Genomic DNA, 16,695 nt, shown 5'->3' on the forward strand with positions numbered 1-16,695 from the left:
AGGCGGGGCCGGTAGGGTCTGCACGCATGGGAGAGCAGGACATGCCTACCGGCCCCGGCAACGGACCGAAGAACCCCGGCAAGCGCCGTCTCGGCGTCATGGGCGGGACGTTCGACCCGATCCACCACGGCCACCTCGTCGCGGCCAGCGAGGTCGCCGCGCGGTTCCACCTGGACGAGGTCGTGTTCGTGCCGACCGGCCAGCCGTGGCAGAAGAGCCACCGGCACGTCTCCCCGGCCGAGGACCGCTATCTGATGACGGTCATCGCCACGGCGGAGAACCCGCAGTTCTCCGTCAGCCGCATCGACATCGACCGGGGCGGCCCGACCTACACCGTGGACACGCTGCGCGACCTGCGTGCGCTGAACCCCGACACGGACCTCTTCTTCATCACCGGGGCCGACGCCCTCGGCCAGATCCTGACCTGGCGCGACTCCGAGGAGCTGTTCTCCCTCGCGCACTTCGTCGGGGTCACCCGCCCCGGCCACCAGCTCGACGACGCCGGCCTGCCGGAGGGCGGCGTCTCCCTGGTCGAGGTCCCCGCGCTGGCCATCTCGTCCACCGATTGCCGTGCGAGAGTCGCGAAGAAGGACCCCATCTGGTATCTGGTGCCGGACGGTGTCGTGCGCTACATCGACAAGCGCGAGCTGTACCGCGGCGAGTGAGGCGAGTGAGCCGAGAGGGGCTACGGTGAACGACCGATACGACGCGGGCTACGGGGACGTCCCGTACGAACTGGTCGGCTACGACGAGTACGGCCAGCCGGTGTACCGGCAGGTCCCGGCGCAGCAGCAGCCCCAGCAGCACTACGACCCCTACGCTCAGCAAGGCTACGGACACGACCCGTACGCGACCGGCGCCCAGCGGCAGCCCCCGCCGTACGACCCCTACGGCGACACCGGTCCGCAGGCGCCCGCCCCCTCCTCCTACGACCCGTACGGCACCGGCACGCAGGCGCCGTACGACCCCTACGGGCAGCAGATCGCCGCCGGCGGCCGGCAGCCCCGGGTCGCCGAGCAGACCGCCTACATCCCGCAGCAGGCGGGCCCGGCCGAGGAGCGGGACACCGGCACCGGGGAGCGGGCCGACCGGGACTACCGCACCGAGCAGTTCGCGTTCGTCGAGGAGCCCGACCAGGACTCCGAGGACGTCATCGACTGGCTGAAGTTCACCGAGAACCGCACCGAGCGGCGCGAGGAGGCCCGGCGACGGGCACGCGCGCGCGTGATCGCCCTCGTCGTCGTCCTCGCCCTCGTCGCGGCCGGCGGCGTCGGCTACCTCTGGTACGCCGGGAAGCTCCCCGGGCTCGGCTCGTCGGACGGCAAAACCGACACCGCGACGCCGGTCGGCGCGCAGAAGCGCGACGTGATCGTCGTCCATCTGCACAACACGGCCAAGGGCGGCACCTCCACGGCCCTGCTCGTCGACAACGCCACCACCCAGCAGGGCACCACCGTCCTGCTGCCGAACTCCCTCGCCCTCAGCTCCGACGACGGCGGCACGACCACCCTGGCCAAGTCCGTCGACGACGACGGCTCCTCCGGCACCCGCGACGCCATCGACACCGTCCTCGGCACCGAGATCCAGGGCACCTGGCGGCTGGACACCCCCTATCTGCAGAACCTCGTCGACCTGATCGGCAACATCGAGGTCGACACCGATGTGAACGTGCCCGACCCCTCCGCCAAGTCCAAGGGCGCCGCGCCCCTCGTCCGCAAGGGCAAGGCGCAGACCCTCAGCGGCAAGACGGCCGTCGCCTACGCCACCTACCAGGGCGCCGGCGAGGCCCAGAACGCCCAGCTGCAGCGGTTCGGGCAGGTCGTCCAGGCCGTGCTGCGCAAGCTGACCTCGGACACCGGCGGCGCCACCACCACCGTGCGGACCCTCGGCATGATCATCGAGCCGCCGCTGACCGAGAAGGACCTCGGCGCGTTCCTCGCCCGGCTCGCCGACCTGGCCAAGGGCGGCGACTACAAGACGGCCCTGCTGCCCGTGCAGGACGACGGCACGCTCAGCGAGGAGGCCAGCGCCAGCGTCGTGAAGGACGTCCTGGGCGGCACCGCGAAGAGCCCCGACAAGGACGCCGCCGTCCGCGTGTCCGTCCGCAACGCCAGCGGCGTCAAGGACAACTCCGCCAAGGCGCGCGTGGTGCTGCTCAACGGCGGCTTCACTTTCCTGGAGGGGGGCACCGCGTCCGCCGCGGCGACCAGCCAGGTCCGCTACGCCGACGCCGCCGACAAGGCCGACGCCACCGAGGTCGCCAAGACCCTGGGCCTGCCCGCGGGCGCGGTCAGCAAGGGCGAGGTGTCCGCGAACGCGGACGTGACGGTGGTCCTCGGCCAGGACTACGACCCGTCCTCGTGAGCACCCGGCACCCCACGTGCGCGGTCATCACGTGGGGTGCTGTCACCGGTCCGTGAGACCCTTGAAGACAAGTGCCCATCGACCGAAAGCCTTGTAGTGACCGCTACCGACCGTTCGACCGAGCTCGTCCGCACCGCCGCGCAGGCCGCCGCCGACAAGCTCGCGCACGACATCATCGCCTACGACGTGAGCGACGTACTGTCGATCACCGACGCCTTCCTGCTCGCCTCCGCGCCCAACGACCGCCAGGTCAAGTCGATCGTCGACGAGATCGAGGAGCGGCTGAACAAGGAGCTCGGCGCCAAACCGGTGCGCCGCGAGGGCGACCGCGAGGCCCGCTGGGTGCTGCTGGACTACGTCGACATCGTCGTCCACGTCCAGCACAGCGAGGAGCGCGTCTTCTACGCTCTGGAGCGGCTGTGGAAGGACTGCCCCGAGCTCGACCTGCCCGAGGACGCCAAGGCCACCCGCGGCAAGGCCGCCGAGCACGCCAAGCTCCAGGCCGCGGAGGAGGCCGCCGAGCTGGACGGTGAGTGGCGGTGAGCGCCACCGGTGAGGTGACCGCCGGCCGCCCCGGCGGCGGCCCCGGCCGGGGCCGCCGGCTCATCCTGTGGCGGCACGGCCAGACCTCGTGGAACGTGGAGCGCCGCTTCCAGGGCACCACGGACGTCGATTTGACCGAGGTGGGCATCTCCCAGGCCCGCCGCGCCGCCCGGCTGCTCGCCGGTCTCAAGCCCGACGCGATCATCGCCTCCGACCTGCGGCGCGCCGCCCGCACCGCCGCCGAGCTGGCGGCGCTCACCGGCCTGGAGGTGACCCACGACGAGGCCCTGCGGGAGACCTACGCGGGTGTCTGGCAGGGCATGACGCACGAGGAGATCATCGCCCGGTACGGCGAGGAGTACGCCGCGTGGAAGCGCGGTGAGCCCGTCCGCCGCGGAGGCGGCGAGCTGGAGACCGAGGTCGCGGACCGTGCCGCCCCGGTGGTGCTGCGGCACGCCGAGAAGCTCCCCCCGGACGGCACGCTCGTCGTGGTCAGCCACGGCGGCACCCTGCGGACGACCATCGGCCGCCTCCTGGGTCTGGAGCCCCGGCACTGGGAGAGCCTGGGCGGCCTGTCCAACTGCTGCTGGTCCGTCCTCGGCGAGGGCGCCCGCGGCTGGCGCCTGCTGGAGCACAACGCCGGCACCCTGCCGGAGCCGGTGCTCGGCGACGACGACTGACGCCGACGGTCCCGGCCCGGGACCCGGATTTCACTTTCCGGCAGGTCGCAGGCTAAAGTTCTTCTTGTTCGCCCCGCCGAGCGGGAAGAACAGCGACAAGGGGCTATAGCTCAGTTGGTAGAGCGCCTGCATGGCATGCAGGAGGTCAGGAGTTCAATTCTCCTTAGCTCCACAGCGAGACAAGAAGATCCCGTCGATCGATCCGATCGGCGGGATCTTCTGGTATCCGGCACGGGTGCCCTGACCAACGTCCTCCGGCACGGGGGCGGTTCGCACGGGACACGACCCACGCGAACTGTTCCCCTCCTGCTTGAGTGACTTGGGCCCCGCAGGCGTATACCTCTCAGGAGGCGTCCAGGCGCGGTGGACGCGCGGTCCCGTACGCCGACGGGCCCGCCGTGTCCGGACTGGTACTGAGGCGTCGCTGACCGTATTGGCCCGGCCGTGGCAGAATCAAACGGCCGGAAGGGGGCGCGTCCCGACGGGAGGGAGCAGTGATGCCTGCGAGCATCCTCGAAGAGGTCGGTCACCTCTTCGAGACGGCATTGGCACGGGACACGATCACTCGCCTCAGCTGCCCTTCCTGCGGTTCCGTCCATGTCGCCCAGCTTCTCGGTGACAACGGCGGAATCTCCTACGTGTGCACGGCCTGCGGCCACAGCTGGAGCTGATCGATGGGTGCACACAGGCGAAAGTGCGACTGGTGCGGCAGCGGAACGCCGATCGTCCGTGACATGGAACCGGTGAACCCCGACTACCAGTACTGGTGCGAGGAATGCGCGCGGGCGCTGATCATAAAAGGCGACCCCATCGAGACCTACCGGGAACTCGAGGGCGAGCCGATCTACGGGCGGCTGCTCGAGGAGCACTGCACGCTCAAGCGCTTCTATTCCTTCGTCACGGCGTGACGATCCTAGGGTCCCTCAACTGTCATAAAATCCGACATTGATGGACATAGCGGGCACGGGCGGTAATGGATTTGGTGCCGCGCCCCCTCGACCGGTAATGTTGGCGTCGCCGCCGGGGAAACCGGGCGGACCAAGCAAGGGGCTATAGCTCAGTTGGTAGAGCGCCTGCATGGCATGCAGGAGGTCAGGAGTTCAATTCTCCTTAGCTCCACAGCGAGATCCCTCGGGTCGATGAGACCCGGGGGATCTTTTTCATGTGCGCGCCGCGCGGGTGCCGTTGCGCCGAGGACGCACGAAGGGGCCGCCCGGATCGACGGCCCCTCCCCGCGCGGGTACGGCGCCTCAGCGGCCCAGCGCCCGCCGGCCCCTGCCCTCGCGGCCCTGGGACAGCACCGGCAGGTTGGAGCGGGTCGCATCCTGTGCCCGCGTGTCCTCCTCGATGCGCAGGGCGAGCGCCGGGCAACGCCGCACCGCCCGCAGGGCCTTGGCCTCCGCGTAGCGCGGCACCATGGCCTGGGCGACGGTCGGGAAGCCGTCGGCGCCGAGCTGGAAGACCTCCGGGAGGATGTCCGCGCACAGGCCGTGGCCCCGGCACAGCGTCCAGTCGACGAAGATCTTCTGCCGGCTGGGGCCGTTCTCCTCGGCCTCGCCGCCGCCCCGGACGCCCGTCGGGGCCATGCCGCCCTCGAACAGCGGCAGAACGCCCTCCACGGGCCGTCCGCAGCCGTTGCCGAGGACATGGGCGGCGAGGTCGTCCGTGAACGCCTTGATGGTCGACTCGAGGAACATCGCCGAGCCGTCCGGGTGCGAACAGGCACCGCGCCGCTTCACGTTCGTGGCGACCTGCTTGAGCGCCTCCAGGGCGGCCGGGCCGCCGCCGTTGATGATGTCCTCCATGCCGCGCGCCGCGGCCGGCAGACCGAGGTAGCAGGGCCCGCACTGACCGGCGCTCTCCTCGGCCAGCCACCGCGCCACCCGCAACGACTCGCCCAGCGGGCAGGTCTCCTGACTGATCGGCAGGATCGCGCCGGCGCCCAGCGAGCCGCCCACCGCGTCCAGCGAGTTGCGGGAGACGATCGCCTCGTTCACCGTCGCCGAGTCGATCCACTTGCCGTGGTAGCCACCGGTCAGCACGCCCTGCGGGACCGGCGGGGCCCCGGCGAGCTGGAGCACGTAGCGCAGCGGCACGCCCGTGGGGACCTCGATGACCATGGGGCGCGCCACCGCGCCGGAGACCGTGAGCATCACGGTGCCCGGTTCGTCGTACAGGCCGGTGTTGCCGTAGCGCTCGGGGCCGATGCGGGCGGCGATGGCCAGCTGGGCGAACGTCTCGGCGTTCGACAGCAGGGTCGGTGCGCCGCCCACGCCGTTCTGCGAGGCGCTGACCTTGCGGCCGGGCGGGATCGCCGGGCCGCCGTCGATGGAGCGGATCAGGGACGCGGCGGCGCCGGTCACCATGCGCACGGGGTTGCGCTGCACGAACGCGCGCAGCACCGAGCGGCGGCTGTTGCTCAGGCCCCGCTCGGCGAGCGCGGCCTCCATGGACCGCTGCGTGGACTCCCGGGTGACCCCCACCACGAGCGTGCGGGCTCCCAGGGCCTCGGCGACCAGCAGCGCGCCGTCCAGGATGAGGTGCGGGGCACGGTTGATCATCACCGTGTCCTTGCGGCAGGCCGGTTCGTCCTCACTGCCGTTGACGACGACGACCGGCCGCACCCCACGCTTGATCGCGGACTCGGCGACCGAGCGCAGCTTCTTGTGGAAGGGGAAGCCCGCGCCGCCGCGGCCCTTGAGGTTGATGTTCTCGGCGAGCTTCGCGAGCTGCTCGCCGCCCATCGGTTCCAGCGGCCCGTGCACCTTGAGGTGCATGGGTAGGTCGAGCCGTTCCACAAGGTCGAAGCCCGACGTGAGCTGGGGAAGACCGACCACGCGGACTTCGGGAACGTCGGGCAGGGCCTCGTTCACTTAAAGCCTCCGGAAGGCGTGTTCCAAGGTTCGCCCGGACCCGGTGCGTCGAAGTCGTAGGGGGCACCGGGCATCGTTTGGGTGGCGGGACCGCTGTCGTTGTACGTGTCGTTCTGGTTGTACGTACCGAAGACGGCGTTTGTCTCGGAGGTGTCGTACACATCACTCGACCCGTAGCCCGAGGCGGCCCCTCCGTAGGCCGGGGCGCCCGCGGTGCCGTAGGCGGGGATGTTGTTGAAGCCGGTGTCGTTGAGCGGGTCGTAGGCCGAGGGGGGTGCCTCGCCGACCGGCGGCGGGGAGGGGATCGGCCAGCTGCCCGTGCCGCCGTCGGCGCGCGGGACGGCCTGCGTGGGCTGGGTGTCGAACGGCAGGTCCATCCGGGCCGTCCGGTCGGCCGCGTACGGCTCCTGCCGGCCGCCGGAACGCGGGGAGACGGCACGGTAGGCGGCGGCGAAGCCTCCCGTCGTCTCGGCGGCCGACGGGGCCTGCGCCGGCATGCCGGGCAGGCGTCCGCCGCGGTCGTCGCGCGAGGAGCGCCTCGCGGCGCGCGGACTGTCGAAGCCCGGTGCCGCCGATCCGGACGCCGCCCGCGCGCGGCTCTCCTCCAAGCCTTCGCGGACGCCCGGCTCGTTTCCGATGATCTGGGCGATCCGGTCGGCGACACGGCGCTTGACCGGGCGCGGCGCGGCCCGCAGGGCGAGGGCGGCGGCGACGCCGATCACGCACAGCTCGTAGCTGACCATGAAGAAGGGCTTGGCCGGGCGCCCGGCGAACAGGCCGTGGATCAGGGCCGCGCACCAGGCCGGGTAGGCCAGCATGTGCATCGCGCGCCAGCGTGCGGCGATCGGCGCGGGGGAGGCGAACTGGTTGCGCAGGGCGCCGGTGACGCCGACGAAGATCATGAGCAGCGCGGCCATCGAGCCCAGGCCGATCAGGAAGGCGCTGCCCGGGATCTCGTCGCCGCCGAAGAACAGCAGGCTGAACGGGATGACCGCGGCCATGAGGCTGGCATGGTCCAGTGCCAGTTTGACGCCGATGTGCACCAGCAGGAACGCGATCGAGGCCACGGCGGTGACCCGGTGGACGCCCTGGGCGATGATCCGCTGACGGGTGTCGAGGATCATCCGGTCCTGGGCGACCAGGCCCCAGATCACCGAGCAGGTGAGACACACGAGCGACAGGACGCCGGCACCGAAGTTGAGGAAGTCCTGGAGCGGGGCGCCGCCGAGCAGGACGAGCAGGGGTATGAGCAGCAGAACGGCGGCCGTCGCCACCCCGTAGGCCGACCGGCCCGGCTGGGGGAGCGAACTGTTACTACGACGAGGGTTCATGGGGGCAACTCCGAGCGGTTCGGGAAGGCGGTCCCGGTGCCGCACTCTAAGTGGCTCCATACCGGGGGGTACGGCGTTTGAGTTATTGCGTTGTTATCTACGGGCCGCGAGAGGCGTCCGATGTCCCTTAGCGTCTGTTACGCCAGGTAACGATTGAACTTTGTTCAGCTTTTCCATGTCTTCACAACTGTCAGGTACGGAACCGGGGGCTCGGATGTTCACGCGCGCGCCCGCCGGAAGCCCGTCGCTCCCCGCTCTGGCGCTGCGGTACCCTGGCGCCATGCGTGCCGTACGCCTTCTGCTTAGCGAGCCGCGCTGATCACTCCCGACCACCGGGCGATTCGGATGGTCGGCATCGGCGCGGCGTCCCCTCCTGTGCGAGGGGATTTTTCGTTTTTCGACAATCGCAGCCGCGGGCAGAGACGATCGATGGAGCTTTGAGGATCATGAGCGAGACGAACCCCGCTGCCGCCGCCGAGGTGGCCGCGCCGCACCGCTACACGGCTGCCCTGGCGGCCGAGATCGAGGCACGCTGGCAGGACTTCTGGGACGCCGAGGGCACGTACGCGGCTCCCAACCCCACGGGCGATCTGGCGGGCGACCCCGAGCTGGCCGCCAAGCCCAAGAAGTACATCATGGACATGTTCCCCTACCCGTCCGGCGCCGGCCTGCACGTCGGCCACCCGCTGGGGTACATCGCCACCGACGTCTTCGCCCGCTTCCAGCGCATGACCGGGCACAACGTCCTGCACACCCTGGGCTTCGACGCCTTCGGCCTGCCCGCCGAGCAGTACGCGGTGCAGACGGGCACGCACCCGCGTGTCTCCACCGAGGCCAATATCAAGAACATGCAGAGCCAGCTGCGCCGGCTGGGCCTGGGCCACGACAAGCGCCGGTCCTTCGCGACGATCGACCCGGACTACTACAAGTGGACCCAGTGGATCTTCCTGCAGATCTTCAACTCCTGGTACGACGACGAGGCGGGGAAGGCCCGGCCGATCTCCGAGCTGGTCGCCCAGTTCGAGTCGGGTGAGCGGGCCGTGCCCGGCCACACACGCGCGTGGAGCGAGCTGAGCGCCGCCGAGCGCGCCGACGTCCTGGGCGAGTACCGACTGGCCTACGCCTCCGCGGCGCCGGTCAACTGGTCCCCCGGGCTGGGCACCGTGCTGGCCAACGAGGAGGTCACCGCCGAGGGCCGCTCCGAGCGCGGCAACTTCCCCGTCTTCAAGGCCAAGCTGCGGCAGTGGAACATGCGCATCACCGCCTACGCCGACCGGCTGCTGGACGACCTGGAGGAGCTGGACTGGCCCGAGGCCATCAAGCTGCAGCAGCGCAACTGGATCGGCCGCTCCGAGGGCGCCCGCGTCGACTTCCCGATCGACGGCGAGAACATCACCGTCTTCACCACACGCCCAGACACCCTGTTCGGCGCCACCTACATGGTGCTGGCGCCCGAGCACCCGCTGGTCGAGAAGTTCACCCCGGGCGCCTGGCCCGAGGGCACCCACGAGGTGTGGACCGGCGGCCACGCCACGCCCGCCGAGGCCGTCGCCGCCTACTGCGCGCAGGCCGCCTCCAAGTCCGACGTCGAGCGCCAGGCCGAGGCCAAGGACAAGACGGGCGTCTTCACCGGCTCGTACGCAACCAACCCGGTCAACGGCGAGAAGGTCCCCGTCTTCATCGCCGACTACGTCCTGATGGGCTACGGAACCGGCGCGATCATGGCCGTCCCGGCCCACGACTCGCGCGACTTCGCCTTCGCCCGCGCCTTCGAACTGCCCATCGTCTGCGTGGTCGAGCCCACCGACGGCCGCGGCACCGACCCGTCGACGTGGGACGACGCCTTCGTCTCCTACGACGCGAAGATCGTCAACTCCTCCGGCGACCACGTCTCCCTGGACGGCCTGGGCGTCGTCGAGGCCAAGGCGCGCGTCACCGAGTGGCTGGAGACGGAGGGCCGCGGCGAGGGCACCGTCAACTTCCGGCTGCGCGACTGGCTGTTCAGCCGGCAGCGCTACTGGGGCGAGCCCTTCCCGATCGTCTACGACGAGGAGGGCATCGCCCACGCGCTGCCCGAGTCGATGCTGCCGCTGGAGCTGCCCGAGGTCGAGGACTACAGCCCGCGCACCTTCGACCCGGACGACGCCGACACCCAGCCCGAGACGCCGCTGTCCCGCAACGAGGACTGGGTCAACGTCACCCTGGACCTGGGCGACGGCCCCAAGCGCTACCGGCGCGAGACCAACACCATGCCCAACTGGGCCGGCTCCTGCTGGTACGAGCTGCGCTACCTGGACCCGCACAACGACGAGCGGCTGGTCGACCCCGAGATCGAGCGGTACTGGATGGGCCCGCGCCCGGGCATGCCGCACGGCGGTGTCGACCTGTACGTCGGCGGCGCCGAGCACGCCGTGCTGCACCTGCTGTACGCCCGCTTCTGGTCCAAGGTCCTGCACGACCTGGGGCACGTCTCCTCCGCGGAGCCGTTCCACAAGCTGTACAACCAGGGCATGATCCAGGCCTACGTCTACCGGGACGCGCGCGGGATCGCCGTACCGGCGGCCGAGGTCGAGGAGCGCGACGGCGCCTACTGGTACCAGGGCGAGAAGGTCTCCCGGCTGCTGGGCAAGATGGGCAAGTCCCTGAAGAACGCCGTCACTCCGGACGAGATCTGCGCCGAGTACGGCGCCGACACCCTGCGCCTGTACGAGATGGCCATGGGCCCGCTGGACGTGTCCCGGCCGTGGGACACACGCGCGGTGGTCGGCCAGTTCCGGCTGCTGCAGCGTCTGTGGCGCAACGTCGTCGACGAGACCACCGGCGAGGTGACCGTCGTCGACACCGAGCCCGGCGAGGAGACGCTGCGCGCCCTGCACAAGGCGATCGACGGCGTGCGCGGCGACCTGGAGAACATGCGGTTCAACACCGCCATCGCCAAGGTCACCGAGCTGAACAACCACCTGACCAAGGCGGGGGGCGCCGTCTCCCGCTCCGTCGCCGAGGCCCTGGTGCTGATGGTCGCGCCGCTGGCCCCGCACATCGCCGAGGAGCTGTGGCGCAAGCTGGGCCACGAGGACTCGGTCGTCCACCACGACTTCCCGGTCGCCGACCCGGCCTACCTGGTGGACGACACCGTCACCTGCGTCGTCCAGATCAAGGGCAAGGTCAAGGCCCGCCTGGAGGTCGCGCCGTCGATCTCCGACGAGGACCTGGAGAAGGCCGCGCTGGCCGACGAGAAGGTCGTCGCCGCGCTGGGCGGGGCCGGCATCCGCAAGGTCATCGTGCGGGCGCCGAAGCTGGTGAACATCGTCCCGGCGTAGGCGCCGCCGCGACCGGTCGGGGTGATCCCCTACGGGCAGGTTCGGGGTTCCGGTGGAACTCCGGACCTGCCCGTAGCGTTTACCGTGGAGAAGCGGCGTGGCGCACGCCGCGGCAGGTAGGAGGAGCCCGTGGAAGCAGTGTTCGCAGTCGTCGCCCTGCTCTTCGTGCTCTTCGTCGCGCTCGGCGTGTTCGCCACCGTCAAGGTCGTGGGCGCCGCCAAGCGCAGCGCCGACCGGCACATCACCCAGGCCCGCCGCACCGTCGAGGACCACACCCTCAAGGCCAAGGCGCTCGGGCGCCCCGGCCCCGCCGGTGAGGTCGCCCGGCTCCGCCTCTCCCTGCGCACCTCCATGCGGGCCACACAGGAGGCGCTGGAGGCCCTCGCCGCCGAGGACGGGTCCGTCAAGGAGTCCCTCGCCCTCTTCCAGCGGCTCAGCGCCCACGGCCACGAACTGGACGGCGAGCTGCGCCGCCTGGAGTCCGAACCGGACCGCGCCACGCTCGCCGCCCGGCTGCCCGGCCTGCGTGAACGCACCGAGCGCATCACGCACTCCGCCGACTCACTGCGCTGGGCGGCCCGCGACCGCGCCCACCGCTTCGCCGACGACGATCTGGACTCCCTCAGCGCCCAGATCGACATGGAGGCCGGCGCCCTGCGGCACTGGCAGACCGAGGCGTCCGAGCCCTCGTCGACGGACTCCTCGGAGCGCCCCGCGCCGCCCCCGTGGCCGGACGCCCCCGCCACGGACTCCGGAGCGGCACCCGAGCAGACCTGGACGGACACCCCCCGGACCCGGCAGGCCGAGGAGCCGACGAGGCCCGCCATCACGCCGCCCGCGCCCCGCCCGACGTATCCGTGGCAGAAGAAGCCCCGCCCGGAGAGCACGACTTGAGCCCGCGGCACGATCCGTTCCGGTCACGACGGCACCGGCTGAGCGGGGTCGGGCTGCCGCCCGGGCACTACGCCAGGTAACCTCCAGCTCATGTCCCGCCATGTCGCGATCGTCACCGATTCAACGGCCTACCTGCCGCCCCGGACGATGCAGCGCCACGGCATCACCGCGGTCCCCCTGACCGTGGTCCTCGGCGACCAGGCGCTCCTCGAGGGCACCGAGATCTCGACCCGTTCGCTCGCCCAGGCGTTGCAGAAGCGACGCCCCGTCACCACCTCGCGCCCCAGCCCCCAGGTCTTCGCCGAGCACTACCGCAAGGTCGCCGAGTCCGGCGCCACGGGCATCGTGTCCCTGCACCTGTCCGCCGAACTCTCCGGCACCTACGACGCCGCGGTGCTCGCGGCGCGCGAGGCGCCGGTGCCCGTACGGGTGGTGGACACCGGGATGGTCGCCATGGCCCTCGGGTTCAGCGCGCTCGCCGCCGCCGAGACGGCGGAGGCCGGCGGCACCGTCGACGAGGCCGTCGCCGCCGCCGAGAAACGCGCCGGGGGCACGGCCGCCTACTTCTACGTCGACACCCTCGAATACCTGCGCCGCGGCGGCCGGATCGGCGCGGCACAGGCGCTGCTGGGCTCCGCGCTCGCGGTGAAGCCCCTGCTCCAGCTGGACGGGGGCCGCATCGACCTCCTGGAGAAGGTGCGGACGGCGTCCAAGGCGATCGCGCGGCTGGAGGAGATCGCCGCCGAGCGGGCGGGTGGCGCCCGGGTCGACATCGCGGTGCACCATCTCGCGGCCCACGAACGGGCCTCTGCGCTCGCGGAGCGGCTGCGCACCCGGGTACCGGGGCTGGCCGACCTGCACGTCAGCGAGGTCGGCGCGGTGATCGGGGCGCACACCGGTCCGGGTCTGCTGGGGGTCGTGGTCTCGCCCCGGTGACCGGCTCGCGGATCACCCGTACGGATGGCGTGGTTGTCCACAACCGACGTCCCGTCCACGGAAATTGAGCAAGATCATCGCGAATGCGACGGGTGCCGGATGCTCGTGGCATGGCACTTCGATCACGTACTTCGACGGGTACTTCTCCGGGTGCCCGCGCCACGGGGGTCACCAGCGGCCCCGGACGCGGGCCCGCCTCCGACGGCCGCGTCCGTCATCGGCGCGGCGGACATGACGGCGGCCGGAGCAGGGCTGGGCAGCGCCGGGCTTCGGCGCAGGAGCTGCGGCGCAGGGCTGAGCTGATCTTCGCCGAACGGGGCGGGGAGCGGCGGGTGTCGGGGACGGGGCCGCCGGGGGCGGCGGGCGCGGTGGCGTCCGACGCCGGCGGCGGGTCGCGTGGTGGTCCCGAGCCCGATCTCGACCTGGGGCCTGATCGCGCTCCCGAGCCCGATCTCGACCTCGGGCCTGATCGCGCTCCCGGTTCCCGGGACCCGGTCGCTCGAGGGCTGCGGGGGAGGCTGGGGCCGGCGCTGTGGGAGCGGATGCCGGTGTGGGTGCAGACGCGGTGCGGTCTGGAGCGGCGCAGTGTGATCGCGCTCGTCGCCGTGCTCGCCCTCGCCGGCGCCCTGGCCGTGCAGCACTTCTGGGCCGGCCGGGTGCAGCCCGTGCGGGCTCCCGAGGTGGTGAGCGCGGCGGCCTCCCACGGTGACGAAGCGTCGGGCGGGGCAGCCGAGTCCGACGCGATGGCGTCCGCGGGGCCGGGCGCCGCGGTCTCGCCCGGCGCCGAGATCGTGGTCGACGTGAGCGGAAAGGTCCGTGAACCGGGCGTGCACCGGCTGCCCGCCGGCTCGCGCGTCGCCGACGCCCTGCGGGCGGCCGGTGGGGTGCGGCCCGGCACGGACACGGACGGGCTGAACCAGGCCCGCTTCCTGGTGGACGGTGAGCAGGTGATCGTCGGCGCTCCGCCGGGTGCCCCCGGACCCGCCCCGGCCGCGGGGACGGGCGGCGTCGCCGGTGCCGGGGGCGCGCCCACCGCACCGGTGTCGCTCAACACGGCCACGCTGGAGCAGCTCGACACGCTTCCGGGTGTGGGGCCGGTGCTGGCCCAGCACATCATCGACCACCGCACCCGGCACGGTGGCTTCCGCTCGGTGGACGAACTGCGCGACGTGAACGGCATCGGCGACCGCCGCTTCGCCGACCTGCGGAACCTCGTACGGCCATGAAGGGGGAGGGGTACGGCGGCGGGCGGGCCGCGGACGAGTGGCGTGATCAGCAGGACTCCCAGGACAGCGAGGCCCGGCGCGGCACCCGTGCCGCCGTGCACGCGGCGTCCGGCAGCCGGCTCGGGGCGTCCCATCCGCGGCAGGAAGGGCCGGCGGATCTGCGGCTGGTGCCGCCCGCCCTGGCCGCCTGGGCCACGTCGGCGGTGATGCTGGACGCCGCACCGGCGTGGGTGACCGGCACGGCGGTCGGGTGCCTGGTCGCGGCGGGCGTCCTGCTGACCCTGCGGATGGGCGGGGCGCACGGCCGGGTGACGGGCCGGTCCGGCTGGCCACGCGCCACGGCCGCCGCCGTCCTGCTCTGCGTCGCCGCGGCCGCCGTCTCCGCCGGGCTGCACGGAGCCGACCTGCGGCGCGGTCCGCTGCCGGGCCTTGCCGACCGGTACGCCACGGTGATCGCCGAGGCGGAGATCACCTCCGACCCCCGGCTCTACCGGCCTCCGGTGCGAGGACCGGCACCGGCGCCGACCGCCGTGCTGTTCGACGCGGACGTCCGGCGCGTGGAGACGCGGGACGGCACGACCGTGGTGACCCGGACACCGGTGCTGATGGTGGTCGACGTCGAGCGGCGGACCGCTTCCTCCGCCGACCCGCCGCCAGGCACCGTGGAGGACCGACCGTCCCCCTGGCTGGCTCTGCTGCCCTCCACACGGGTACGGGTGACGGCACGTGTCGTGCCGCCGTCCGACAGCGGTGACGTCGCGGCCGTGCTGCGGGTGCGGGACCCCACGGTGCCGCAGGTGGTGGGGGAGCCGTCGGCGGCCCAGCGGCTGGCGGGGCGGTTGAGGGCGGGGCTGCGGGAGGCGACCGACGGGCTGCCCGCCGACGCCCGGGCGCTGCTGCCCGGGCTCGTCGTGGGGGACACCGCGCGGATCACCCCGGAGTTGGACGAGGCGTTCAAGGAGACCGACCTGGCGCACACGCTGGCGGTGTCGGGGAGCAACCTCACGATCATCCTCGTCCTGCTCGTCGGCCCACCCGGACTCGCCCAACGCGTCGAGCGCCGTGGGCTCGCACCCCGCCTCGGCATCCCGCTGCGGATGACCGCGCTGCTCGGCGGGGCGCTCACCCTCGGGTTCGTCGTCGTGTGCCGGCCCGACCCGAGTGTGCTGCGGGCCGCGGCCTGCGGGGCGGTGACCCTGCTCGCCCTGGCCACCGGGCGCCGCCGGTCGCTGATCCCGGCGCTCGCGACCGCCGTGCTGCTGCTGGTGCTGTACGACCCGTGGCTGTCCCGAAGTTACGGCTTCCTGCTCTCCGTCCTGGCCACCGGCGCCCTGCTCACCCTCGCGCCCCGCTGGGGCGCGACGCTCCGCAGGCGCCGGGTCCCGCCGCGGCTCGCCGAGGCGCTGGCCGCCGCTGCCGCCGCACAGGCGCTGTGCGCGCCGGTCGTGGTGGTGCTCTCGGCCCGGGTGAGCCTGGTGGCGGTTCCCTGCAACCTGCTCGCGGAGTTCGCCATCGCGCCGGCCACGGTGCTGGGGTTCGCGGCGCTGGCCATGGCGCCGTGGGCGATGCCGGTGGCGAAGGCGCTCGCCTGGTGCGCGGGGTGGCCCGCCGGGTGGATCGCGGACGTCGCCCGGACCGGCGCCGCGCTGCCCGGTGCGGGCGTGGACTGGCCGGGCAGCTGGACCGGGGCGGCGCTGCTCGCCCTGGCCACGGTGGCCGTGCTGCTCGCGGGGCGCCGGCTGGTGCGGCATCCGTGGTGGTGCGGGGTGTTCGGGGCGCTGCTCGTGCTGGCCGTGGTGCAGCCGCCGCCGCTGACCCGGGTGGTCACGGGGTGGCCGCCGCCCGGGTGGCGGTTCGCGATGTGCGACGTCGGGCAGGGCGACGCGACGGTGCTCGCGGCGGGCGCGGAGACGGGCGTGGTCGTGGACGCGGGACCCGACCCGGTGCTGGCCGACCGGTGCCTGCGCACCCTCGGCATCACACGGATCCCCCTGGTCGTCCTGACGCACTTCCACGCGGACCACGTGGCGGGCCTGCCCGGCGTCCTGAAGGGTCGGCAGGTCGGGGCCATCGAGACGACGGGACACCAGGAACCGGCGGACCAGGCGGAGTTCGTACGACGGGAGGCGGCGGCGCGGGGCATCCCGGTGACGCGGGCCACCGCCGGGGAGGCGCGCCGCACCGGCGGCCTGAGCTGGCGCGTGGTGTGGCCGCCACCGGGTCCGGCGATGGTCCCGGAAGGCCCGAACGACGCGAGCGTCACCCTGCTCGTCCGGTCGGCGGGCCTGCGGCTGCTGCTGCTCGGAGACCTCGAACCCCCGGCGCAGCGCGCCTTGTTGAGATCGCCGGCCGGGGCCCTGCTGGGCGGGGTGGACGTGCTCAAGGTGGCGCACCACGGCTCCGCGTACCAGGATCCGGGGCTGCTGCGCCGGGTGGCGCCGCGGCTGGCGCTGATCTCGGCGGGCGTGGACAACCCAAAGGGTCGTGACTTCCAGTTCTAGCACGTTCGCCCAGGTCAGCGCACCCAT

13 protein-coding genes and 2 tRNA genes are annotated in these 16,695 nt (G+C 72.4%); 13 read left to right on the forward strand and 2 right to left on the reverse strand.

From position 1 onward, the window contains the following. Positions 1 to 26 precede the first annotated feature (26 nt). From nadD to ACFRAC_RS02340, 8 genes are all read left to right on the forward strand, one after another. The gene (nadD, locus tag ACFRAC_RS02305; protein ID WP_382919625.1) at positions 27 to 665 is read left to right on the forward strand and encodes a nicotinate-nucleotide adenylyltransferase; all 639 of its coding nucleotides are present in this window, start codon (positions 27 to 29) and stop codon (positions 663 to 665) included. A gap of 25 nt (positions 666 to 690) precedes the next feature. Beyond that, the gene (locus tag ACFRAC_RS02310; RefSeq protein WP_382919626.1) at positions 691 to 2,364 is read left to right on the forward strand and encodes an LCP family protein; all 1,674 of its coding nucleotides are present in this window, start codon (positions 691 to 693) and stop codon (positions 2,362 to 2,364) included. Positions 2,365 to 2,460: 96 nt separating this feature from the next. After that, positions 2,461 to 2,907, forward strand: coding sequence for a ribosome silencing factor (gene rsfS / locus ACFRAC_RS02315; protein ID WP_062669963.1), 447 nt, complete (start codon positions 2,461 to 2,463; stop codon positions 2,905 to 2,907). Next, on the forward strand, positions 2,898 to 3,587 hold the full coding sequence (locus ACFRAC_RS02320; protein WP_382919628.1) for a histidine phosphatase family protein: 690 nt from the start codon (positions 2,898 to 2,900) through the stop codon (positions 3,585 to 3,587). The genes rsfS and ACFRAC_RS02320 overlap by 10 nt, the downstream gene beginning before the upstream one ends. A gap of 99 nt (positions 3,588 to 3,686) precedes the next feature. Continuing rightward, positions 3,687 to 3,759: transfer RNA gene (locus tag ACFRAC_RS02325), tRNA-Ala, on the forward strand. Between the two features lie 325 nt (positions 3,760 to 4,084). Further along, the gene (locus ACFRAC_RS02330) at positions 4,085 to 4,258 is read left to right on the forward strand and encodes a hypothetical protein (RefSeq protein WP_361339316.1); all 174 of its coding nucleotides are present in this window, start codon (positions 4,085 to 4,087) and stop codon (positions 4,256 to 4,258) included. A gap of 3 nt (positions 4,259 to 4,261) precedes the next feature. Further along, positions 4,262 to 4,495, forward strand: coding sequence for a hypothetical protein (locus tag ACFRAC_RS02335; RefSeq protein WP_003976229.1), 234 nt, complete (start codon positions 4,262 to 4,264; stop codon positions 4,493 to 4,495). A 138-nt stretch (positions 4,496 to 4,633) separates the two neighbouring features. Continuing rightward, positions 4,634 to 4,706 (forward strand) — tRNA-Ala (locus ACFRAC_RS02340). A 131-nt stretch (positions 4,707 to 4,837) separates the two neighbouring features. On the opposite strand, the gene ACFRAC_RS02345 is transcribed toward ACFRAC_RS02340, so the two are convergent. Both ACFRAC_RS02345 and ACFRAC_RS02350 read right to left on the reverse strand, forming a co-directional pair. Beyond that, the gene (locus tag ACFRAC_RS02345) at positions 4,838 to 6,460 is read right to left on the reverse strand and encodes an NADH-ubiquinone oxidoreductase-F iron-sulfur binding region domain-containing protein (protein ID WP_382919630.1); all 1,623 of its coding nucleotides are present in this window, start codon (positions 6,458 to 6,460) and stop codon (positions 4,838 to 4,840) included. Beyond that, positions 6,457 to 7,791, reverse strand: a complete 1,335-nt coding sequence (locus ACFRAC_RS02350; RefSeq protein ID WP_382919631.1) for a cytochrome b/b6 domain-containing protein — start codon at positions 7,789 to 7,791, stop codon at positions 6,457 to 6,459. The genes ACFRAC_RS02345 and ACFRAC_RS02350 overlap by 4 nt, the downstream gene beginning before the upstream one ends. A gap of 446 nt (positions 7,792 to 8,237) precedes the next feature. On the opposite strand from ACFRAC_RS02350, the gene leuS reads away from it, so the two are divergent. From leuS to ACFRAC_RS02375, 5 genes are all read left to right on the forward strand, one after another. Then, complete coding sequence (gene leuS, locus ACFRAC_RS02355) at positions 8,238 to 11,111, forward strand: leucine--tRNA ligase (protein WP_382919633.1); 2,874 nt, start codon at positions 8,238 to 8,240, stop codon at positions 11,109 to 11,111. A 129-nt stretch (positions 11,112 to 11,240) separates the two neighbouring features. Next, on the forward strand, positions 11,241 to 12,005 hold the full coding sequence (locus ACFRAC_RS02360; RefSeq protein ID WP_382919634.1) for a hypothetical protein: 765 nt from the start codon (positions 11,241 to 11,243) through the stop codon (positions 12,003 to 12,005). Between the two features lie 90 nt (positions 12,006 to 12,095). Next, complete coding sequence (locus ACFRAC_RS02365; RefSeq protein ID WP_382919635.1) at positions 12,096 to 12,941, forward strand: DegV family protein; 846 nt, start codon at positions 12,096 to 12,098, stop codon at positions 12,939 to 12,941. A gap of 110 nt (positions 12,942 to 13,051) precedes the next feature. Then, positions 13,052 to 14,167, forward strand: coding sequence for a helix-hairpin-helix domain-containing protein (locus tag ACFRAC_RS02370; protein ID WP_382919636.1), 1,116 nt, complete (start codon positions 13,052 to 13,054; stop codon positions 14,165 to 14,167). After that, positions 14,164 to 16,668, forward strand: coding sequence for a ComEC/Rec2 family competence protein (locus ACFRAC_RS02375; protein WP_382919637.1), 2,505 nt, complete (start codon positions 14,164 to 14,166; stop codon positions 16,666 to 16,668). Before ACFRAC_RS02370 ends, ACFRAC_RS02375 begins: the two co-directional genes overlap by 4 nt. Positions 16,669 to 16,695: the final 27 nt, after the last annotated feature.

The sequence above is a fragment of the Streptomyces sp. NPDC056628 genome (assembly GCF_042792555.1).
GTDB lineage: Bacteria > Actinomycetota > Actinomycetes > Streptomycetales > Streptomycetaceae > Streptomyces.

Coding starts and splice junctions, on each gene's coding strand:
- nadD (WP_382919625.1), top strand. CDS start 27: ATGGGAGAGCAGGACATGCCTACCGGCCCCGGCAACGGACCGAAGAAC.
- ACFRAC_RS02330 (WP_361339316.1), top strand. CDS start 4,085: ATGCCTGCGAGCATCCTCGAAGAGGTCGGTCACCTCTTCGAGACGGCA.
- ACFRAC_RS02335 (WP_003976229.1), top strand. CDS start 4,262: ATGGGTGCACACAGGCGAAAGTGCGACTGGTGCGGCAGCGGAACGCCG.
- ACFRAC_RS02350 (WP_382919631.1), bottom strand. CDS start 7,791: ATGAACCCTCGTCGTAGTAACAGTTCGCTCCCCCAGCCGGGCCGGTCG.
- leuS (WP_382919633.1), top strand. CDS start 8,238: ATGAGCGAGACGAACCCCGCTGCCGCCGCCGAGGTGGCCGCGCCGCAC.
- ACFRAC_RS02365 (WP_382919635.1), top strand. CDS start 12,096: ATGTCCCGCCATGTCGCGATCGTCACCGATTCAACGGCCTACCTGCCG.
- ACFRAC_RS02370 (WP_382919636.1), top strand. CDS start 13,052: ATGGCACTTCGATCACGTACTTCGACGGGTACTTCTCCGGGTGCCCGC.
- ACFRAC_RS02375 (WP_382919637.1), top strand. CDS start 14,164: ATGAAGGGGGAGGGGTACGGCGGCGGGCGGGCCGCGGACGAGTGGCGT.